Annotated in this window: 22 protein-coding genes; 16 read left to right on the top strand and 6 right to left on the bottom strand. The window is 70.6% G+C overall.

The features are described 5' to 3' along the window. Positions 1–10: 10 nt before the first annotated feature. The 5 genes from DFR72_RS13535 (at position 11) to DFR72_RS13515 (ending at position 3,022) form a co-directional block, all read left to right on the top strand. Complete coding sequence (locus DFR72_RS13535; protein WP_090062215.1) at positions 11–796, top strand: ABC transporter ATP-binding protein; 786 nt, start codon at positions 11–13, stop codon at positions 794–796. Further along, positions 796–1,557, top strand: coding sequence for an ABC transporter permease (locus tag DFR72_RS13530; protein WP_090062217.1), 762 nt, complete (start codon positions 796–798; stop codon positions 1,555–1,557). Before DFR72_RS13535 ends, DFR72_RS13530 begins: the two co-directional genes overlap by 1 nt. Positions 1,558–1,665: 108 nt before the next feature. Further along, positions 1,666–2,043, top strand: a complete 378-nt coding sequence (locus tag DFR72_RS13525) for an STAS domain-containing protein (RefSeq protein WP_170176249.1) — start codon at positions 1,666–1,668, stop codon at positions 2,041–2,043. 308 nt (positions 2,044–2,351) lie between these two features. Continuing rightward, positions 2,352–2,588 carry a hypothetical protein gene (locus tag DFR72_RS13520; RefSeq protein ID WP_090062220.1) on the top strand — a complete coding sequence of 79 codons (237 nt, stop codon included), beginning with the start codon at positions 2,352–2,354 and terminating at the stop codon, positions 2,586–2,588. Between the two features lie 131 nt (positions 2,589–2,719). Continuing rightward, positions 2,720–3,022, top strand: coding sequence for a hypothetical protein (locus DFR72_RS13515; RefSeq protein ID WP_143086547.1), 303 nt, complete (start codon positions 2,720–2,722; stop codon positions 3,020–3,022). A 6-nt stretch (positions 3,023–3,028) separates the two neighbouring features. On the opposite strand, the gene DFR72_RS13510 is transcribed toward DFR72_RS13515, so the two are convergent. Beyond that, positions 3,029–3,718: a response regulator transcription factor gene (locus DFR72_RS13510; protein ID WP_425459883.1), complete on the bottom strand. Its 690-nt coding sequence runs from the start codon at positions 3,716–3,718 to the stop codon at positions 3,029–3,031. Continuing rightward, complete coding sequence (locus DFR72_RS13505) at positions 3,706–4,890, bottom strand: sensor histidine kinase (RefSeq protein WP_090062223.1); 1,185 nt, start codon at positions 4,888–4,890, stop codon at positions 3,706–3,708. The genes DFR72_RS13510 and DFR72_RS13505 overlap by 13 nt, the downstream gene beginning before the upstream one ends. A 169-nt stretch (positions 4,891–5,059) precedes the next feature. On the opposite strand from DFR72_RS13505, the gene DFR72_RS13500 reads away from it, so the two are divergent. Beyond that, the gene (locus tag DFR72_RS13500) at positions 5,060–5,743 is read left to right on the top strand and encodes a DUF4386 domain-containing protein (RefSeq protein WP_170176248.1); all 684 of its coding nucleotides are present in this window, start codon (positions 5,060–5,062) and stop codon (positions 5,741–5,743) included. A gap of 288 nt (positions 5,744–6,031) precedes the next feature. Here the strand turns inward: DFR72_RS13500 and DFR72_RS13495 are convergent, their stop codons facing one another. Beyond that, positions 6,032–7,933: an ATP-binding protein gene (locus DFR72_RS13495; RefSeq protein WP_170176247.1), complete on the bottom strand. Its 1,902-nt coding sequence runs from the start codon at positions 7,931–7,933 to the stop codon at positions 6,032–6,034. A gap of 175 nt (positions 7,934–8,108) precedes the next feature. On the opposite strand from DFR72_RS13495, the gene DFR72_RS13490 reads away from it, so the two are divergent. Genes DFR72_RS13490 through DFR72_RS13480 form a run of 3 tightly spaced genes read left to right on the top strand, consistent with a single transcriptional unit; the run spans position 8,109 to position 11,118 of the window. Then, a complete protein-coding gene (locus DFR72_RS13490; RefSeq protein ID WP_090063510.1) occupies positions 8,109–9,179 on the top strand; it encodes a TetR/AcrR family transcriptional regulator in 1,071 nt (356 codons plus the stop codon). Further along, on the top strand, positions 9,176–9,784 hold the full coding sequence (locus DFR72_RS13485; RefSeq protein ID WP_090062229.1) for a transcriptional regulator: 609 nt from the start codon (positions 9,176–9,178) through the stop codon (positions 9,782–9,784). The genes DFR72_RS13490 and DFR72_RS13485 overlap by 4 nt, the downstream gene beginning before the upstream one ends. Then, the gene (locus DFR72_RS13480) at positions 9,772–11,118 is read left to right on the top strand and encodes a PEP/pyruvate-binding domain-containing protein (RefSeq protein WP_090062231.1); all 1,347 of its coding nucleotides are present in this window, start codon (positions 9,772–9,774) and stop codon (positions 11,116–11,118) included. Before DFR72_RS13485 ends, DFR72_RS13480 begins: the two co-directional genes overlap by 13 nt. A gap of 60 nt (positions 11,119–11,178) precedes the next feature. On the opposite strand, the gene DFR72_RS13475 is transcribed toward DFR72_RS13480, so the two are convergent. Next, on the bottom strand, positions 11,179–11,766 hold the full coding sequence (locus tag DFR72_RS13475; protein WP_090062233.1) for a histidine phosphatase family protein: 588 nt from the start codon (positions 11,764–11,766) through the stop codon (positions 11,179–11,181). A 226-nt stretch (positions 11,767–11,992) separates the two neighbouring features. On the opposite strand from DFR72_RS13475, the gene DFR72_RS13470 reads away from it, so the two are divergent. The 7 genes from DFR72_RS13470 to DFR72_RS13440 all read left to right on the top strand — a co-directional run bounded on the left by DFR72_RS13470 (position 11,993) and on the right by DFR72_RS13440 (position 18,021). Then, positions 11,993–12,454 carry a hypothetical protein gene (locus DFR72_RS13470; RefSeq protein WP_143086548.1) on the top strand — a complete coding sequence of 154 codons (462 nt, stop codon included), beginning with the start codon at positions 11,993–11,995 and terminating at the stop codon, positions 12,452–12,454. Positions 12,455–12,534: 80 nt separating this feature from the next. Next, on the top strand, positions 12,535–12,861 hold the full coding sequence (locus DFR72_RS13465; protein ID WP_090062236.1) for a lycopene cyclase domain-containing protein: 327 nt from the start codon (positions 12,535–12,537) through the stop codon (positions 12,859–12,861). Next, on the top strand, positions 12,861–13,172 hold the full coding sequence (locus DFR72_RS13460) for a lycopene cyclase domain-containing protein (RefSeq protein ID WP_090062237.1): 312 nt from the start codon (positions 12,861–12,863) through the stop codon (positions 13,170–13,172). The genes DFR72_RS13465 and DFR72_RS13460 overlap by 1 nt, the downstream gene beginning before the upstream one ends. Next, positions 13,159–13,851: a class I SAM-dependent methyltransferase gene (locus DFR72_RS13455; RefSeq protein WP_090062239.1), complete on the top strand. Its 693-nt coding sequence runs from the start codon at positions 13,159–13,161 to the stop codon at positions 13,849–13,851. Before DFR72_RS13460 ends, DFR72_RS13455 begins: the two co-directional genes overlap by 14 nt. Continuing rightward, positions 13,848–15,371 (top strand): FAD-dependent oxidoreductase, encoded by a 1,524-nt coding sequence (locus DFR72_RS13450; protein WP_090062240.1) that lies wholly within the window; start codon positions 13,848–13,850, stop codon positions 15,369–15,371. Before DFR72_RS13455 ends, DFR72_RS13450 begins: the two co-directional genes overlap by 4 nt. After that, positions 15,368–16,579, top strand: coding sequence for an NAD(P)/FAD-dependent oxidoreductase (locus DFR72_RS13445; protein ID WP_245982887.1), 1,212 nt, complete (start codon positions 15,368–15,370; stop codon positions 16,577–16,579). Before DFR72_RS13450 ends, DFR72_RS13445 begins: the two co-directional genes overlap by 4 nt. Next, positions 16,576–18,021 (top strand): cryptochrome/photolyase family protein, encoded by a 1,446-nt coding sequence (locus tag DFR72_RS13440; protein ID WP_090062242.1) that lies wholly within the window; start codon positions 16,576–16,578, stop codon positions 18,019–18,021. The genes DFR72_RS13445 and DFR72_RS13440 overlap by 4 nt, the downstream gene beginning before the upstream one ends. Here DFR72_RS13440 and DFR72_RS13435 read toward each other — a convergent pair. Both DFR72_RS13435 and DFR72_RS13430 read right to left on the bottom strand, forming a co-directional pair. Continuing rightward, positions 18,018–18,875 carry a MerR family transcriptional regulator gene (locus DFR72_RS13435; RefSeq protein WP_143086549.1) on the bottom strand — a complete coding sequence of 286 codons (858 nt, stop codon included), beginning with the start codon at positions 18,873–18,875 and terminating at the stop codon, positions 18,018–18,020. The two genes, DFR72_RS13440 and DFR72_RS13435, sit on opposite strands and share 4 nt — an antisense overlap. Further along, positions 18,872–19,159, bottom strand: a complete 288-nt coding sequence (locus tag DFR72_RS13430) for a WhiB family transcriptional regulator (RefSeq protein WP_090063512.1) — start codon at positions 19,157–19,159, stop codon at positions 18,872–18,874. The genes DFR72_RS13435 and DFR72_RS13430 overlap by 4 nt, the downstream gene beginning before the upstream one ends. Positions 19,160–19,185 lie beyond the last annotated feature (26 nt).

Genomic DNA, 19,185 nt, shown 5'->3' with positions numbered 1-19,185 from the left:
GGAGCGTCCGATGACGACACCACCACCCGCGATCCGAGTGCAAGGCCTGGAGAAGTCGTACAAGGCGCTGAAAGTACTGCGCGGCGTGGACTTCGACGTGGCGCGGGGCAGCATCTTCGCGCTGCTCGGCTCGAACGGCGCAGGCAAGACCACGGTCGTGAAGATCCTCGCCACCCTGCTGAAGGCCGACGCGGGGACCGCCTGCGTCAACGGCTTCGACGTCGCCGGGCAGGCCGCGGACGTGCGGGAGTCCATCAGCCTCACCGGGCAGTTCGCCGCCGTCGACGAGATCCTCAGCGGCTGGGAGAACCTCGTGCTCGTCGCGCGGCTGCGGCACCTCGAAGGCCCCGGCGAGATCGCGGACGACCTGCTGGCCCGGTTCTCCCTGACCGGCGCGGCCGCGCGGCGGGTGTCGACCTACTCGGGCGGCATGCGCCGCCGCCTCGACATCGCGATGAGCCTCGTCGGGAACCCGCCGGTCATCTTCCTCGACGAGCCGACGACCGGGCTCGACCCGGAAGGACGCCTCGAGGTGTGGCAGGCCGTCCGGGAGCTCGCCAGCCTGGGCACGACGGTGCTGCTCACGACGCAGCACCTGGACGAGGCCGAACAACTCGCCGACCGGATCGCGATCCTGCACGAGGGCCGGATCATCGTGAACGGCACCCTCGCCGAGCTCAAGCAGCTGCTCCCGCCCGCCAAGCTCGAGTACGTCGAGAAACAACCGACCCTCGAGGAAGTCTTCCTCGCACTGGTCGGTGCCCGCGAGGACACGACGTCGAGTGAGGCGCGATGATGACCAAGCACTCCTTCGTCGACACGATCGTCCTCCTGGGACGGTCTCTGAGTCACATCACGCGGAGCCTGGACACCATCCTCACGACCGTCATCACGCCGATCGCCATGATGCTGATGTTCGTCTACGTGTTCGGTGGCGCGATCCAGACCGGCTCTGACTCGTACGTGAACTACCTGCTGCCCGGCATCCTGCTCATCACAGTCGCCTCCGGCGTCACCTACACCGCGTTCCGGCTCTTCATGGACATGCAGAGCGGCATCTTCGAGCGGTTCCAGTCCATGCCGATCGCGCGGTCGTCCGTGCTGTGGGCGCACGTGCTGACCTCGCTGGTCGCCAACCTGCTCTCGCTCGTGGTCGTCGTGCTCGTCGCCCTGCTCATCGGCTTCCGCTCGGGGGCGGGACCACTGGCGTGGCTCGCGGTCGCCGGCATCCTGGTCCTGTTCACCCTGGCGCTGACCTGGCTCGCCGTCATCCCCGGTCTCACCGCGAAGTCCGTGGACGGCGCGAGCGCGTTCTCCTACCCGCTGATCTTCCTGCCGTTCCTCAGCTCGGCCTTCGTGCCCACCGGAACCATGCCCGGCCCGGTGCGCGCCTTCGCCGAGAACCAGCCGGTGACGTCCATCGTCAACGCCATCCGTGCCCTGTACACGGAGCAGCCGGTCGGCACCGACATCTGGATCGCACTCGCCTGGTGCGCCGGCATCCTCGTCGTCGGCTACGTCCTCGCCACGATCACCTACCGCCGCAAGACCTCCTAGTGGTGTGGCCCGGAACACCGAGAAAACGCTGTGTCCTGCCGTCTGGCGTCGTGGTTCGTAATATCGGCGAAAAGGACAACGGTCGGGGATCTTAAGGTGAGGTGTTCAGTGACTTCAGGCGAGACGGCGTCGGTGGCCGGCGTGCAGACCAGCGATCATGACGGCGTGCTGGTCGCTGTCATCAGCGGCGAGCTCGACATGGTCAGCGTGGACGGAGTCGGGGCGGCCCTGTTCGACCTCCTGGCCAAGAAGCCGGACGGCCTGGTGGTCGAGCTGGCCGTGGAGTTCATGGGCTCGTCCGCGTTGTCGATGCTGCTGGAGCTGCACGGGCGGGCACAGCGCGAGGAAGTGGGGTTCGCCATCGTGGCCACGGCGGTGGCAGCCGCGCGTCCCTTGATGGCCAGCGCCCTGACCCAGGTGCTACCGGTGGCCCAGTCGGTGGACGAGGCCGTGAAGGCGATCCAGGAGGAACGCAAGCCGGGCTAGCGGCGCGCGTCTGGCCGGGCTTGGCGCGGTGCGTCGAGCCCGGCCTCGGCACGTGTGCGAGACACATTCACCCAATAGCGGGATGCGAACTCGTGGTCTTCCCATTTGGCCTGATCATCCGCCGAAACAAGGCTGAACGGCGAAAATAAGAAGCCACTCGAAGGTGTGATCCGAGCCCACTCGGGCGCGTCCGGACGTCGTTGGCGATTTGGTGACTCTTTGATCGTTTGGATACGGTCTTGGCGGACTTGCGGAACGTGTGCAATGCCGACACTTCCTTTCCGAAAGAATCAACAGAGGAGATTTTTGTGCTGAAGAAGGCAGGGGCGGCCGTCGCTATCGCGGGCGCTTTTCTCGGTTTCGGTTCCACCGCGATGGCTGACGCCCCCGAGCTGGACCTGACGCACCAGGTCGGCGGTGTCAACCTGGACGACTCCGAGGTCGTCAGCGACCTGAACGCCTGCTTCATCGACGTCAACGTCATCGCGGTGCCGGTGCTGTCGGACAACGACAGCGGCCTGTGCGCCAACCCCGACGACAAGTGACGTGAGACGGCGCCCGTTGTGACGGGCGCCGTTCGCAGACCGAGGAGCGGAGTCCGGCAGGGGTGCCTGGCTCCGTTCCTCCTTCGTGGCACGAGCAGATCGAACGACTGGTTCGTCAGGAGAAAATCGTCATGTTGAAGAAGGCTTTTGCCGCGGCTGCTGTGGGCGCGGGTTTTCTGATGATGGGCACGCCCGCTTTCGCGACGCAGGGCGACCCCATCGAAGACACGGCGGACCTCGCCTCGAAGTACGACCACACCCACCACGTGGGTCTGGTCAACCTGCAGAACGCCGAACTGCTCAGCGACATCAACGTCTGCCACGTCGACGTGAACGTCATCGCGGTGCCGGTCCTTTCGAACAACGACTCCGGACCCTGCGTGAACCCCGACATCGAGGGTGAGCACTTCCACGGGGACGACTCGGAGCGCTGATCCGCGCTACGAGCTCCGGGTGTCCTGCTCGGGCACCAGGTCGGCGTCGTGCACGCACCGGGAGACCTGGACGCGGTTGGTGACCTCCAGCTTCGCGAACACGCTCCCGACATGCGTCTTCACGGTGGCAAGGCCGAGGTGCAGGGACAGGGCGATCTCGGCGTTGGTCAACCCCTCTGCGACCGCGAGGGCGACCTCGCGTTCCCGGTCCGTGAGCCGGGCGAGCAACGCGCGGGCTGTGTGTCGCCGGGAGTCGTCCCCCTGCTGGGTGGCCATGGCGATGAGCCGGCTGGTGACGCTCGGCGAGAGCATCGGCTCACCGAGCGCGACGCGGCGCACGGCGGCGACGATGTCGGCGGGCCCGGTGTCCTTCAGCAGGAATCCCGCCGCTCCCTCACGCAGTGCCGTGAAGACCAGTTCGTCGGTGTCGAACGTGGTCAGGACGATGACCCGGGCCGGTGATCCCCGGTCGCGGAGCCGGCGGGTGGCGGCCAGGCCGTCCATCCGGGGCATCCGGATGTCCATCAGGACGACGTCCGGTCGTTCGCGCACGACCACGTCGATCGCGTCCCGCCCGTCGGCCGCCTCGCCGACGACGTCGACGTCCCCAGTGCCGCCCAGGATCATCCGCAGACCTGCTCGCACGAGCGGGTCGTCGTCGACGATGACCAGCCGCACCACGTTCAGCTCTGCCACGGCAGCCTCGCGGTCACGACGAACGACCCGTCCGGTCGTGGCCCGTGGGCGAAGGTTCCGCCGGCGAGTTCGGCGCGTTCCGCGAGACCCAGCAGCCCGACTCCCGACGACGGTGCCGCGCTTGCCCGGCCGGCCAGCGGGTTGCGGATCTCCACTTCGAGCACTTCTCCTTCCGCACCGGTGAGCCGTACGACGACGGGCTCACCGGGCGCGTGCTTCCGGGCGTTCGTCAGCGCTTCCTGGACGATCCGGAAAGCCGTGCGCGACAACGTTTCCGGAAACGGGCGCGCGAGCAGCTCCCCGCTGTCGAGCCGAACCGCCGAACCGGCTTCCCGCGCGTCGGCGAGCAGCGCCGGCAGCTGCGCGAGCGTCGGCTGCGGGGCGTCGGCCGAGATGCCCGTGGACCCGTCCGCCCGCAAGACGCCCAGCACCTCCCGCAGCTCGGCCAGCGCGAGCCGGGCGTTCTCCTGGATGGTCTGCGCTGTCTCCGCCGTTTGCCCGCGGTCGAGGTCGTCGCGGTAGGTGAGTGCCCCGGCGTGCAGTGCCACCATGGAGATGCGGTGCGCCAGCACGTCGTGCATCTCCCGGGCGATCCGGTTCCGTTCCGCGTCGCGGGCGACCTTCGCGGCCAGCGCCTGCTCCCGCTCAGCGGTGAGGGCCCGCTCACGCAGCGAGTCGACCAGTTCGCGGCGGGCGGCGACGTAGTACCCGGCGGCCACGGCGGCGGCGAAGAAGACCCCACCGAGCACGACGCCGCTCACCGCCTCGAAGGCACCGCCCTCGGTGAACAGAAAACGGGGCCGGTACACGAACTCGGACGCGATCGAGCCCGCGAGGAACATCGCCGCGACGATCGCGATCCGTTGACGCCGCGCGGCCATCGAGGCGACGGCCAGCGCGGCCGGGCCCATGCTCGTCACCGACACGGCGCAAGCGGCGCTCGTCAGGCACGCCACGACCAGGAGATGACGCCGCCGCAGCGGAAGTAGCGCGAGCGTCACCGCGCCCAACGCGAAGTCGAGCACCAGCACGGCGCCCACGACGTCCTGCTGTGCCGCGGTCAGCGGCCCGGCCAGCACCACCGCGGTCATGGCGGCCCACGCCACCACGCCGACGGCTGCCGCGAGCAGGTAACGCCAGACGCGGGACCACGGACGCAGCAGTTCCGGCATGCCCGAAGCCTAGATGGCGCGAGGTACGTCGCAGATCCGTCGCAAGTCGCGGTCGCCTCCACCTCCGGGTGGAGACGACCGAGCCTCCGCGGGGAGTCGCGTGCGCTTCCGACAGGACAGCGTTGGTGCCGTCATCACCGCTACCGGCGTTGTGCCACAAGGAGAAGCCATGACCAAGCCCAAGACGCTCGCGAGAACGGCCGGCCTGCTGTACCTCGCACTCGTCATCCTCGGCACCTGGGCGCACCTGGTCGTGCGCGACGGTGTGCACGTGCCCGGCGATCCTGCCGCCACCGCGGCCAACATCGTGGCCCATGAAACGCTCTTCCGCTGGGGTCTCGCGGCGGACGTGCTCATGGCGGTGGTCTTCGTCTTCCTCGGACTGGCCCTGCACCGTCTGCTGCACCACGTAGACGAGCGCGCCGCGACGGCACTCCTGGTGTTCGTGTCGGTCGGCGCGGGCTCCATCCTGCTCAACCTCGCGTTCCACCACGGGGCACTGCGAGTCGCCACCGATCCCGCGCACACCGGCGAACTCGCGTTGCTCCTGCTCGACCTGCACGGGTACGGGTACACCCTCGGCGGCGTGTTCTTCGGCCTGTGGCTGCTGCCGATGGGCTACCTGGCCCTGCGTTCCGGCCTGTTCCCGAAGCCGCTGGGCGTTCTGCTCGTCGTCGGAGGCTTCGCGTGGATCGCCGATCCGGTGATCGCGTTCGCGCTGCCCGGCGCACCCGGCCTCGTCCGTGACGTGGTGTCGGCCCCTACCTCGCTGGCCGAGTTCGGACTGATGCTCTACCTGCTCGTCCGGGGCGTTCGCCCTCCGGTGGCGGCCGGTTATTCTGAGCCGCGTTAGTTGACTGGCGGGATGGGACGCGACGACATGAAGCGCAGGCCGCTTGTGGCAGCGGTGGTCGCGGTGGTCGTTGTCAGCGCTGTGGTCGGAGCAGCGGTGTGGATCGGCCAGGCGAACCGGCCTGCGAGCGAGCCCACCTCGCCGGTGATCCACGAACGGGTGAGTGTGAGGCCGCTCGAAACCACGATCGAGTTGAGCAGGTAACCGGGCGAGCGTTCTGCGCGAACCCACCTCGCAGGTGCCGGTCTGGACTTGAAGACGCGAGAGCCGCGCTCGTCAGTCGTGCGACTACCTGCTGCGCCTGGCTTTCCGGAACTGCCGCCACAGCCGCTCCGCCTTCCGCTCGTGTCCGCCTGCGAGGTAGGCGGCACGGGCGGCGTGCAGCTGGTGCTGCACCTCGTCCTGCTGATCGGTGTCCCACGCGATCAACGCGAGGTGCTTGTGCGCATGCCCGATCAGGTCGTTCCGGCCGGCGCGCCCGGCGATCTCGATGCAGTCCAGGAAGTACTCGGTCGCGCGGTCCGAGAGCCCCACGTTGTCGGCGAGCACGCCCAGGCTGTAGTTGACCTGGGCCTCGCCGGGGCGATGCCCGCCCGTGCGGTAGCACTCCAGGGCCGCGCCGTAGAGCCGCCACGCCGAGTCGAAGTCCTTGCTGTGGCGGGAAAGCAGTCCCAGGTTGTACAGGGCCTTGCCCTGGCTCTCGGTGTCACCGAGGTCGCGGCTCAGCGAGGCGGCCGACTCGAACCGTGCGCGAGCGGCCTCGGCGTGGCCCATCTCGCGGTGCAGGCGTCCCAGCCTTAGCAGGGCCTTGGTTTCCGCTTCCCGGTCGCCCAGGCTCATGGCGGCGTCCAGAGCCAGTTCGTAGGCGGAGATTCCTTCCACCGCGGTGCGGCGGCCGTAGAAGAAGTAGAGGAACGTGCCCAAGGCGAACGCCAGGCGCAGCACCTGTTCACGACGGCCGGTCCGGTGCGCCAGAGCGATGACGGCGATGACGCTTTCGCGCTCGGCGCGCAACCAGAGGTGGGCACGCCTGCGGGTCTCGACCTCGGGGCTTTGTCGTTCGGCCTGCTCCGCCGCCTCGACGTAGTGGTCGATCAGGCGGGCGAGTGCGGTCTCGCGCACCTCTTCCGCGTCGGCTTCGCACTGTTCCGCCGCGTACAGGCGCAACAGGTCGTGGAAGCGGAACCAGCCGGGCGCTTCGCCGCTCTCGACCATGTGTGCGCGCCGCAGGCCGGTCAGCAGTTTCCGCGTGGACTGCGGTGACCTGCCGGCCAGTGCCGCCGCGGCCTCGGTGCTGATCTGGGGGCCGGGGTTGAGCGACAGCAACCGGAACAGCCGCTGCTCCTCGTGAGTGAGCCTGGTGTGCGAGAGGTCGAACGCCGCGCGGACGGCGAGGTCGTCGTAGCTGAGTTCGGCCAGCCGCGCTTCCTGAAGCAGTACGACGAGGTCGGTGAGCGGGAGCCCGGGATCGTCGGACAGCAGGGCGGCCACGATGCCGAGCGCGAGCGGCAGCCGTCCGCACAGTTCGGCGATCTCGTGTGCGGCCTGCGGGGCGTCGGCGATCCGCGTGTCGGCGGGATCGGTGGCCTGCAGGAGGTTCGCGAGCATCGTCACCGAGTCGCCGGCCGGCAGCACGTCGATCTCGACCCGGCGAGCGCCCTGCAGGTCTCCGAGTGTGTGCCGGCTGGTCACGAGCACGCGGTGCTGGTCGCCCGGTGGCAGCAGCGGGCGGACCTGTTCGGACGACGACGCGTTGTCCAGCACCACCAGCATCGGCCGGCGCTTCGCGAGCCGGGAGCGGTAGAGCGCCTCTCGTTCCGGCCGCGTCTCCGGTACGCGTGACACGCCGAGCGCCGTCAGGAAGGTGGCGAGAGCGGTCTGCGGTTCGACCGGTGTGGAGTAACCGTGGAGGTCGATGAACAGCACGCCGCCCGGGAACCTGCCGGCGGCGTCGTGGGCCGCCTTCACCGCCAGCGTGGTCTTGCCGACGCCGGCGAGGCCCGTCGACACCACCACGGGTTGCGGGCTGCCCAGCGCCTCCGCGACGGCGCTCAGGTCCGCGGCGCGGCCGGTGAACTCGGCGGCGACCGGAGGCAGTCCGTCGAGCGCGGTCGGGGCCTGCGATTGCAGGTAGACGTCCCGCGCCTGCACGACGGTGCCGTGGACGTCCCCGCTCACCTCGTTGTGCACCCGTTCGTTGTACCGCAGATCAGGACCAGCGCTGGTGCCAGTCGTCGTGTCCGGCTTGGTCCGAGCTGCACGCCCTAGTCGCAGACATTGATCGGGACCGCCCGGAAGTGCACATTCGGACGTTGAGGTAATCTGGATGTTCATAACATCCCAGTTGCGTTCGGCGGGAGTGGCGATGGTTCGGCTGACTCGGGTGCAGCAGCAGGCTCGTACGCGTGCCGCGGTGCTGGCGGCGGCGCGGGAGGAGTTCGCCGAGCACGGTTTCCTGCCGGCGAAAGTGGACCGGATCGCCGAACGTGCGGAGCTGACGCGCGGGGCGGTGTACTCGAACTTCCCGAGCAAGCGCGCGCTGTACCTGGCGGTGCTGATCGACCTGGTCGAGAAGGCTTCGGAGCCGCGGGCGACGGTGTCGCCGACGTCGCGGGTCGACTCGCTCGGGGTGTTCGCGAGGGTCTGGCTCGAACGGCTGCCGCTGGTGGGCGACCCGGCGCCGGGCGGGCGGCTGCGGTTGCGGTCGCTGGCCGGGGTCTTCGAGGACGAACGCGGTCCGGCCGTGCTGGCACAGCTCGCCCGGCTGGAGGCGTTGCTGCTGGCCATCGCACTCGAACGGGGTGCGCCGGTCCGGCGGGTGCGGCTGGCGGAGCTGGTGTTGACGATGCTGGACGGCGCCGGTCACCGGGCCGAGACGTCGCCGGGGTTCGGCGACCCGTTCGACGTCGCGCACGCGTGCAGGCACATGGCCGAGATCGCCCTGGAGGACACCTGGGCGCCGCCGCACCTGCCGTACGTCGCTCCGGCGCGGACGTGCTCGGACGCCTGGACCGCGCCCGAGGGTCTCGTGGACCAGATCAGCGGGGAGCGGGTCGACCTGACGAACGGGCTGGTGGTGGTGCTGGGCGCGAGTCGTCTCGGCGCGGCCGAGGAAGCCGTGCGGTCCGCGAAGCCCGGTGAACAGGTCACGCTGGCCGTCGTCACCGGCGACCAGGAGGAGACCGGGCGCCTCGTCCGGCTCCGGGTGACGGATGCCGTCGGCTGCCTGAGGCGGGTGTTCGCGCCTGAGGTCTGGCAGCACGTCCGGCTGGTGCTCGACGACGACGCGCTGGTGGCGTCGTCGATCGGTCTGGCCGACCCCGGCGACGACACCGAGTCCGCGGTCAGCGTGCGGGACGGCGTGATCGTCGCGCGTGCCCACGGTCGCGGTGCCGGCTACGCGGCCGGCGCGCGCAGGCGGGAGGCGACCCAGTGAACAGGGATCTGTCCGTGCTGCACGCGTTGCGGTGCGTCGGGACCGCCGGGCTCGCCCGCGTGGCGTCGTTCACGGGGCTCGCCGAGTCCGATGTGGAGTCCGAGCTGATCGATCTCGCGGTCGCCGGTCTCGTCACGCACCACAAGGGTTTCGGTGGGTGGGCGCTCACGGAGTCCGGCCGGGCGGCCGACGCGGAGCGGACCGGGGCCGAGCTGGAGTCGGCCGGTAGCCGTCCCGCACTGGCCGAGGCGTTCGACGCGTTCCTCGTGCTCAACCCAGAACTGCTCGACCTGTGCACGGCGTGGCAGGTCCGGTCCGCCGGCGGCGTCACGACGATCAACGACCACAGCGACGCCGCCTACGACGCCCGCGTCCTCGCCCTGTTCACCGATTTCCACACCCGTGCCGTCGTGGTGGTCGCCGCTCTGGCCGCCGCCGTGCCCCGGTTCGGTCGTTACGACGCGCGCCTGTCCGAGGCCCTGGACCGCGCTCAGGCGGGGGAGCTCGAGCGCCTGGCCGACACCATCGACTCGTTCCACACGATCTGGGCGGAACTGCACGAGGACCTCCTCGCCACGCTGGGGATCGCGCGATGGAGTGGGTGAGGCACCTCTCCGGCGCGCTCGGCGAACCGCCGGAGGTCGTCGGCGGCAAGGCCCACGGCCTCGTGCTGCTGCACCGCCTGGGCCTGCCGGTGCCCGCCGGTTTCGTCGTCACCACCGAGGCCTGCCGGGTCTTCCTCCGCACGGGCCGGTTGCCCGAGGGTCTCGCCGGTGAACTGGCCTCCGCCATCGAGACCTTGGGCCCCTCCACGGTCTCGGTGCGCTCGGGAGCCGCCATGTCGATGCCCGGCATGATGGACACGATCCTCAACCTGAGCCTCACGCCGGACTCGCTCGACCAGGCGCTGGAGTCGGTGTTCGCGTCGTGGAACACGCCCCGCGCCCGGACCTACCGCACTCTGCACGGCATACCGCACGACCTGGGCACGGCCGTGGTCGTGCAGCGCATGGTGTTCGGTGACCGCGACGGCCGCAGCGGTTCCGGCGTGGCGTTCAGCCGCGATCCCGGCACGGGCGAGAACGCGCCGTTCGGCGAGGTCCTCTTCGGACACCAGGGCGACGCCGTCGTCTCCGGCCGCACGCTCACCCTGCCCCTGCAGGCACTCGCGGACCGTGAACCCGCTGTCCGGCGCGACCTGTTCGACGCGCTGCGCCGCATCGAACAGCACTACCGCGACGCGTGCTACGTCGAGTTCACCTTCGAGTCAGGTGTGCTGTGGCTGCTGCAGGTGCGGCCGGGCAGGTTCACCGGCGCCGCCGCCGTCCGCCTGGCCACCGACCTGGCCGACGCCGGCGCGATCACTCGCGACGAAGCACTCCTGCGGGTGTCGCCGCACGACCTCCGGCACGTCCGCGTGTCCCGGATCGCTCCGGATGCCGACGTCATCGCACGCGGACTGGGCGTCTGCCCGGGGGTGGCGGCGGGCAGGGTGGCGGTCACGGCCGACGAGGCGGTGCGCATGGCCGCCGACGGCCCGGTCGTCCTGGTGCGTCCGGAGACGTCACCGGAGGACATCCGCGGCCTGGCGGCGGCCACCGGCATCGTCACCGCGAGGGGTGGCCCGGCGAGCCACGCGGCCGTCGTCGCCCGCTCGATGGGCAAACCCGCGGTCGTGGGTGTCGTCGATCTTGTCGTGGGCAGCGACTCGGTGGTGATGGGCGGCCGCACGGTCGGCGTGGGCGCGATGGTCACCGTCGACGGGACCGGTGGCGAGGTCGTCCTCGGCACGCCGCGCGTCGTCACGGGAGGAGCGGACGAGCACCTGCGCCGGTTGCTGGAGTGGGCGGACGAGGTGTCGGGGGAGCGGGCGGAGCGGGAGGAGGCCGGGCGCCTGGAGGCCGCGCAGGTCGTGCTTCGGCAGCGCCGCGGCGCTTGAGGGGCGTGCTCGGCGCGTGGGCGACCAGCGGGTGGGCAGGCCCGGAGGCGGCGACATTTCTCAGGGCCGGGTGCCCGGACCGAAGCCCGTCCAGCGCAGCTCCTCAGGCAGGTGGCTCATGTCGTTGTGCAGAACCAAGGACGGGGGCGTGCCGTCGCGGAACTGGAGGACGGTCAGCGCGGTGTTGCCGCAGCTCATCGCCAGCCACCGGTCCGCTGGTGCGCCGAGGGCGTGCCGCACCAGCCACGCCACCTGGTAGGCGTGCGTGACCAGGACCTCGTGGGACTCGGTCTCGGCCGGATGCGCGAACCGGGCGGTCAAGGCCTCCGCGAGACTCGCGCCGGCGGCTGCTTCCGCCGCGTCGTAGCCGTCGAAGAAGCCCGCCCACGCGGGCGGTGGGTCGGCCGGCACGTGCGGTACGTGGTCGACGAGTTCGGGGGCCTCAGTGACGGGGACGCCCGGCAGGTGCTCGCCCAGGATCCGCGCTGTGCTCGTCGCTCTCGCCAGGGGCGAGTGCAGGACGGCGTCGACCGGCGAGCGTGCCAGGCGCTCGCCCAGCAGGTGTGACTGCCGCTCGCCGGTGCCGGTGAGCTCGCCGAACGGGTCTGCTGCGCCGTGACGCACCACGTAGAGGTGCCGAGTCGCCATCGTTGAGCCTCCCAGGTTGCCAGCATCGGGATGTTATCAACATCTGAAATGACGCCGATAGTCCATAGCGGTCTCGGATGCGCTGCTGCGGACGGGTGAACTGCGGGCCACTCGTCATGCAGCGGGGGCAGGGTCGTTTGACCATGGCTGAGTTGCGGTTGTAGCAACACAGAAATCCGTGTGCGGGGGCGCAGTCGGGGCCGATCGCGAAGGAGACCGGGAGTCGATGCATCGACTCGATGAAGTGCAGGCCAGGGAAGTGACCCTGGCCGCGGTGGGTGCGGTCAACAGGCGTGATCACCTGTGGTCCGTCGACGCCGTGCGGTGCCTGGTGTCGGACGAGCGGACGCGGGTGGTCGCGATCGACACGTGCGCGGCGATCCTGCTGCGCGGTGTTCCGCGCGGCTCGCTGGAGCCGTCCGTCCGCATTCCGATCTCCGTGCCGGCGACGCGAGGTGACGCGACCTGCGCGCGGGCGGCCGAGGTCGCCTCGGAGGTGCTGAGTGGACTGGCGTGCGGTGACGACCAGCGGGTCGCCTTGGTGCTGGGGACGTTGACGGAGGAACAGCAGTTCGACGCGGTGCTGGTGCTGGTGCGTGCCGCGGCGGAGTGGATCGACACTTACGTCGGCATCGACGGCGACACGGTGGACGCCTACTACGCGATCTCCAAGGTGGAAATGACCTGACGGCCCCGGTCCGGCGAAAGACGTGCCGCCGTTGTGCAGACTCGCCGCGCCGCCCATACGGTCGTCGTGGGAGGTCGGTGATGCGAAGCCAGTACGAATACCTGATGGTGCTGGGTGTGTGCGTGCTCATCACGCTGCCCCTGGAGTGGATGGGACGCGGCGTCTACCGCCGTGGCCCGCATCTGGCGCGTGCCATCGCGCCCGTGCTGCTCGTCCTCGCCGTCTGGGACGTCGTCGCGATCGTGCGGGGGCATTGGAGCTTCCACCCCGAGGCCACGACGGGGGTGCTGCTCGGAGGGCTGCTGCCGATCGAGGAAGTCCTGTTCTTCGTGGTGATCCCGCTCTGCGCGGTGCTGACCTACGAGGCCGTGCGCGGACATTCGGAGCGCTGGTTGCGTGATGGTTGATGGAATACTCGTTCGCCGCGATGGCGGCGGTGGCAGTCGTGCTGCTGCTGGAGTTCTTCTTGCTGCGCACGGGTTTGTTCAAGCGTCCGGCGTACTGGATCACGATGGCGATCGTGCTCGGGTTCCAGGTGCCGGTGGACGGGTGGCTGACGAAGCTCGACGCGCCGATCGTGTTGTACGCGGACTGGGCGATCAGTGGCGTGCGGGTGCCGTGGGACATCCCGGTGGAGGACTTCCTCTACGGGTTCGCCATGGTCACCGCCGTCTTGTTGTTGTGGGAACGGGGAAGGCCGGCACGTGAACAAGCTTGAGGTACCGGGGAAGTTCGACCGGGCGGCCCGCGGTTACGACTTCCTGGTCGGGCTCAACCCCGGCTATCACCAGGCGCTGCGCCTCTCCGCGCGAGCGCTCGGCCTGCGGCCCGGCATGCGGGTGCTCGACCTGGGCTGCGGCACGGGCGCCTCCACCGCGGCGCTGGTCGCGGCCGCGCCCGGTGTGGAGATCGTCGCCGTGGACGCCTCGGCGGGCATGATCGCGCGGGCGAGGGAGAAGCGCTGGCCCGCCACGGTGAGGTTCGTGCACAGCCGCGCCGAGGACGTGGACGAGGGCGAGTTCGACGCGGTGTTCGCCGCCTATCTGGTGCGCAACCTGCCCGAGCCGGACGCGACGCTCACCCGGATCAAGGACCTGCTCAAACCCGGCGGAACGCTGGTGCTGCACGAGTACTCGGTGCGCGACTCGCCGGTGAGCACGGCGGTGTGGACGGCGCTGTGCGGGTTCATCGTGCCGGCGGGGTGGCTGGTCACCGGCGACCGCTCGCTCTACACCTACCTGTGGCGCAGCGTGATGGACTTCGACGGGGCGACGACGCTTCGGGACAGGTTGCGGCGCAACGGCTTCGTCGGTGTGCGCAGCGCGCCGCTGCCGGGCCTGCAACTCGGTGTGGTGCACACCTTCCGCGGCCACGTGCCGGAACAGGAGCAGCGGTGAGGGATCGCAAGGCCGTGCGGATCCCGGCCCCGGCCGGTCGCGCGCAGTTCGAAGGCACCGCACCCGTTGTCGTCGTGGTGGGCGGTGGCATCGCCGGGCTCTCCGCCGCGACGCTGCTCGCCGAACGCGGGGCGCAGGTCGTGCTGTGCGAACGGGAGAACTACCTGGGCGGACGCGTCGGCGGCTGGAGCACCAGGCTCGCGGACGGCAGCGACGCCACCATGACGCGCGGCTTCCACGCGTTCTTCCGGCAGTACTACAACCTCCGGGCACTGCTCGAACGCGTCGACCCGGCCGGACGCGCCCTGGTCGCGGTGCCGGACTACCCGCTCCAGCACGCTTCGGGTCACCGGGACGGCTTCGCGCACCTCCCGAAGACCGTGCCGTGGAACGTCCTCGCGTTCCTGCGCAGCAGCCCCACGTTCCGCTGGCGCGACCTGCCCGACGTCAACGCACGGGCCGCGCTGTCGTTGCTCGACGTGTCGGTGCCGCGGGTGTACGAGGAGCTCGACGGCATCGACGCCGCGACCTACCTGGAACGGATCCGCTTCCCCGAGGCCGCGCACGCCCTCGCCTTCGAGGTGTTCTCCCGCAGCTTCTTCGCCCACCCGACCCGCATGTCGGCCGCGGAGCTCGCGGTGATGTTCCACATCTACTTCCTCGGCTCCAGCGAGGGACTGCTGTTCGACGTGGCCGCGGACCCGTTCCCGCACGGCCTGTGGGAGCCGCTGCGGCGCCACCTCGCCCTGCTGGGCGCGACGGTGTGCACGGGCACCGAGGTCAGGTCCGTGCTGCCGGGGGAGGACAAGCGGTTCTCCGTCACCATTGGCGGCGGCGCGATCGAGGCGGACGCCGTGGTGCTCGCCGCGGACGTCCCGGGCCTGCGGTCACTCGTCGGCGACTCGCCCGCGCTCGGCGACGCCGCGTGGCGTGAGAAGGTCGGCGGGCTGCGCACCGCACCCCGTTTCCTCGTGTCGCGGTACTGGCTGGACACGCCGGTGGACGCGGACCGGCCCGGTTTCCTCGGCACCGGCGGCCACGACCTGCTCGACAACATCAGCGTGCTCAACCACTACGAGCACGAGGCACGGGCCTGGGCCGCACGCACGGGTGGCTCCGTGGTGGAACTGCACGGCTACGCGCTGCCGTCCGATGTGGACGAACAGGACGCGCGCGCCCGGCTCTGGGCACAGCTCACCGAGGTCTACCCGGAGACCAAGCGGGCGGGTGTCGTCGACGAACGCCACGAGCTGCGCGAGGACTGCCCGCTCTTCCCGGCGGGCGGGTACGCGGGACGGCCGGGCGTCACCACACCGGACGACTTCCTCGTGGTCGCGGGCGACCTCGTGCGCATCGACCTGCCGGTCGCGCTGATGGAACGCGCGGCCACCACCGGTTTCGCCGCCGCCAACCACCTGCTGAGCCGCTGGGGCGTCGCCGGCACCGACCTGTGGACCGTGCCGGCCGAGGGCCGCGCTCCACTGCTGCGCGCGGCCGCCCGACGCTGGAGGACGCTGTGATCGTCGTGGTGGGAGCCGGTCTCGCGGGCTTGAGCGCCGCGCTGGAACTGGCGGCGGCGGGCGTCGAGGTCACCGTGCTCGAGGCGGGCGACGAGGTCGGCGGCCGGGTGCGGACCGACGTCGAGGACGGCGTGCGGTTCGACCGCGGTTTTCAGATCATGCTGCCCGCCTACCCCGACCTGGAGCGGCTGGGCCTGGACCCGTTCCCGTTGCGGCACTTCAGGCCGGGCGTGTTCGTGCACGACGACGGCAGGCACGACCTGCTCGCCGATCCGCGCAGCGGGCCCGCGGCCTGGGACGGGTTCCTGCGCCAGCACGTCCTGGGCGTGCGGGACGTGGCGGCGATCGCCCGGTTCTCCGGGCCGGACGCCTTCGGGCCGGTGCGGCCGTTGCTCACCGCGCCGGACCGCACGACCCGCGAGGCGCTGCGTCAGCTCGGGGTGTCCGACCGCGCGGTCGAGGCGGTGTTCCGCCCGTTCCTGTCCGGTGCGTTCCTGGAACCGGAGCTGAGCACGTCGTCGCGGTTCTTCCACCTGGTGTGGCGCAGTTTCGCCCGCGGTGGCGCCGCGGTGCCGGCGCTCGGCATGGGGGAGTTGCCGAAGGCGATGGCGGAACGGCTGCCCCAGGAGGTCGTTCAGCTGGAGACCGCGGTGAGGGCCGTGCACGACGACGGCGTGGAGCTGGAGGAGGGCGGACGGATCGCCGCCGACGCCGTGGTGGTGGCGACGGACGGCACGACCGCGGCCCGCCTGCTGCCGGGCCTGGCCGAACCGCGCTGGAACGGCGTGACCACGTGGTACTTCCGACCGCCGCGGTCCCCGCTGCGCGACGGGTGCCTGGTCGTCGACGCCGGTGGTGGCCCGGTCGTGAACACGGCGGTGATGTCGGAGGTGTCGCGCCCGTACTCGCCGCACGCTCCGCTGGTGCAGGCCTCGGTGCTCGGCGAGGCCTCCGAGCAGGCGGTGCGCGCGCACCTGGATCGGCTCTACGGCACGGACACCAGCCGGTGGGAGGTGCTGCGGCGCTACGACATCCCGCACGCGATCCCCGCGATGACCGCGCCCCACCGGTTGAAGCAGTCCGTTCGGGCGGGAGGCCGCCGGTACGTGTGCGGTGACCACCGCGACACCAGTTCGATCCAGGGAGCACTGCACTCGGGACGCAGGGCCGCGCACGCCGTGCTGGCCGACCTGCGTGGTGATCGGTGACGACGCTGCTGCTGTTCGGCGACCAGCTCGGCCCGCAGTTCCACTCCGGCCACGACGAGATCGTGATGGTCGAGTCGGCGGCCGCCCTGCGCCGCAGGCCGTACCACCGGCAGAAGCTGCACCTGGTGCTCTCGGGCATGCGCCATCTCGCCGCCGAGTTCCCCGAGCGCATCACGCTCGTGCGCGCGAACACCTACCGCGAGGCGATCCGCGATCTGGGACGGCCGCTGGTCGCCTACCAGCCGGGTTCGGCCGCCGCGCTCCAGATGCTGACCGAACTCGGTGTCGAGGTGTTGCCCACGCCCGCGTTCGCGCTGTCCCGCGACGAGTTCTCGGCGTGGGCGGGCACGCGCGAGCGGTTCCTGATGGAGGACTTCTACCACTACCAGCGCACCCGCTTCGACGTGCTGATGGAGGGCGAGGTCCCGGTGGGCGGCCGCTGGAACTTCGACGCCGAGAACCGCGAACCACCACCGAAACGCGGGCGGCTCGGCGTTCCCGCTCCCTGGTGGCCGGAAGAGGACGACATCGACGCCGGGGTGCGCGCGGACCTCGACGCGATGGACCTGCCCGCGGTGGGCAGGGACGGCCCGCGCCGCTTCGCCATCACGCGGGAGGAGGCGCTCACCGCGCTGGAGGTCTTCCTCCGCGACCGCCTTCCGCACTTCGGCCCGCACGAGGACGCCGTGCTGGCCAAGGACTGGACGATGGCGCACTCGCTGTTGTCGGTGCCGCTCAACCACGGGCTCCTGCACCCGCTGGAGGTCGTCTACGCGGCGGAGGACGCGTACCGCGCCGGCGACGCGCCGCTGGCGAGCGTCGAGGGTTTCGTCCGGCAGGTGCTCGGCTGGCGGGAGTACGTGTGGCACCTGTACTGGCACCTCGGCCCGGAGTACCAGCGGCGCAACGGTTTCCATGCCACCACCGAGCTGCCGTCGTGGTGGTCGGAACTGCGTCCCGCCATGGTGCGCGCGGCGTGCTTGCGGACCGCGTTGGAAGGCGTCCGCGACCACGGCTGGGTGCACCACATCCAGCGGTTGATGGTGCTCGGGAACCACGCGCTGCAACGCGGTTACGACCCGGCCGCGCTCAACGACTGGTTCGTCACGTCCTTCGTGGACGGCTTCCCGTGGGTGATGCCGGTGAACGTGATCGGCATGAGCCAGCACGCGGACGGCGGCGTGATCGCGACCAAGCCGTACCTCAGCGGCGGCGCCTACCTCAACCGCATGACGGATCACTGCGCGACGTGCTGGTTCGACCCGAAGCGGCGCACGGGTGAACGCGCGTGCCCGTTCACGGCGGGGTACTGGGCGTGGCTGGACCGGCACGAGGACCGGGTGAGCGGCAACCACCGCATGACGCGAGCCGTGCAGGGGCTGCGGCGCCTCTCCGACCTGGACGAGGTCCGGGCAGGGGAACGCGACCGGAAGGTCTTCTAGCGGTCCGCCACGAGCCCGATCGCCTCGGTCAGGGACATCGGCCGGCGCACGAAAGACGGCAGCGCCACGCCCTCCCACCCGGAACCGGCCACCGCGACCACCGCCCCCGAGCGCGTGCCGAGCTCCTCCAGGGGCACCCGAAGTGCCAGGTCCTGCCGGTGTGCCCAGATCAGCACGACGCGAGGGCACAAGCGGGCCACCGCGTCGCACAACGCCTCGGCGGGCACCCGCGCCCCGAGGTTGCCCCACCTGTGGTCCTGTTCCGACAGTGCGGCGCCGAGCGCTTCCAACGGCAGCCAATGCTGTTCGTCCGGTGCGCACGACAGCAACATCGACAGCGGCGCCGGACTGGTCGTGCGCGGGATCCCGCGCAACGCGTGCAGGACGCTCCCGCTCGCCAGGTGCTCGATCTCCACGCCCTGCCCGCTCGTGACGACCAGTTCGCCGAGTTCCACCAGCGCCGGTACGAACACCGCGTCCCACGCGGCCACGACACCGTGCGCGGCGAGGAGCTTCGCGGCGATGTCGGCCATCGCGGGTTCGTCGAGGCGTTTGGCGGCGCCCAGGAAACCCTGCTTGGCCGTCAAGGCTTCCGTGGAACCGATCGGAGTGCGTTCGCCGTCGGGCGGAGCGACCGGCTGCTTGCGTGCCAGCACCGCCGCGGCGGACGCGGCCACGCCCTGCGCGGTCAGCGCCAGCATCCGGCGCAGCACCTCGACGTCCGCGTCCTCGTAGCGGCGGTGGCCGCCGTCGGTGCGAACGGAGGGCCCCAGGCCGTAGCGCTGGTCCCAGGTCCTGAGCGTGGTGGGGGCGATGCCGAGCATGCCGGCCACAGCACGAGGCGTGTACGTCACGTCCTGCGTGCGCGCTTCGCAAGCATCGCCCTCAACTCACTCTCTCCGAGTCCACCCCAGATGCCGAAGGTCTCGTGGACCTCCAGCGCGTGCGATCGACATTTTTCCATGACCGGGCAGCGCTGGCAGATGGCCTTCGCCGCAGCCTCGCGCTGGTCGCGCGCGGAGCCTCGTTCGTTGGGCGTGTGGAAGAAGTAGGCGCTGTCCATGCCGCGGCACAGACCGGCCAGCTGCCAATCCCACGATTCCGCGACCGGCTGAGGCAGACGGGACAGTTCAGGCATGACGAGCACGTCCTCCGTGAGTCGAC

The organism is Lentzea flaviverrucosa, from assembly GCF_003350445.1.
Taxonomy (GTDB): Bacteria; Actinomycetota; Actinomycetes; order Mycobacteriales; family Pseudonocardiaceae; genus Lentzea; species Lentzea californiensis.
Note: the sequence above shows the minus strand (reverse complement) of the source record. Positions and strands in the feature narration are given on the sequence as shown.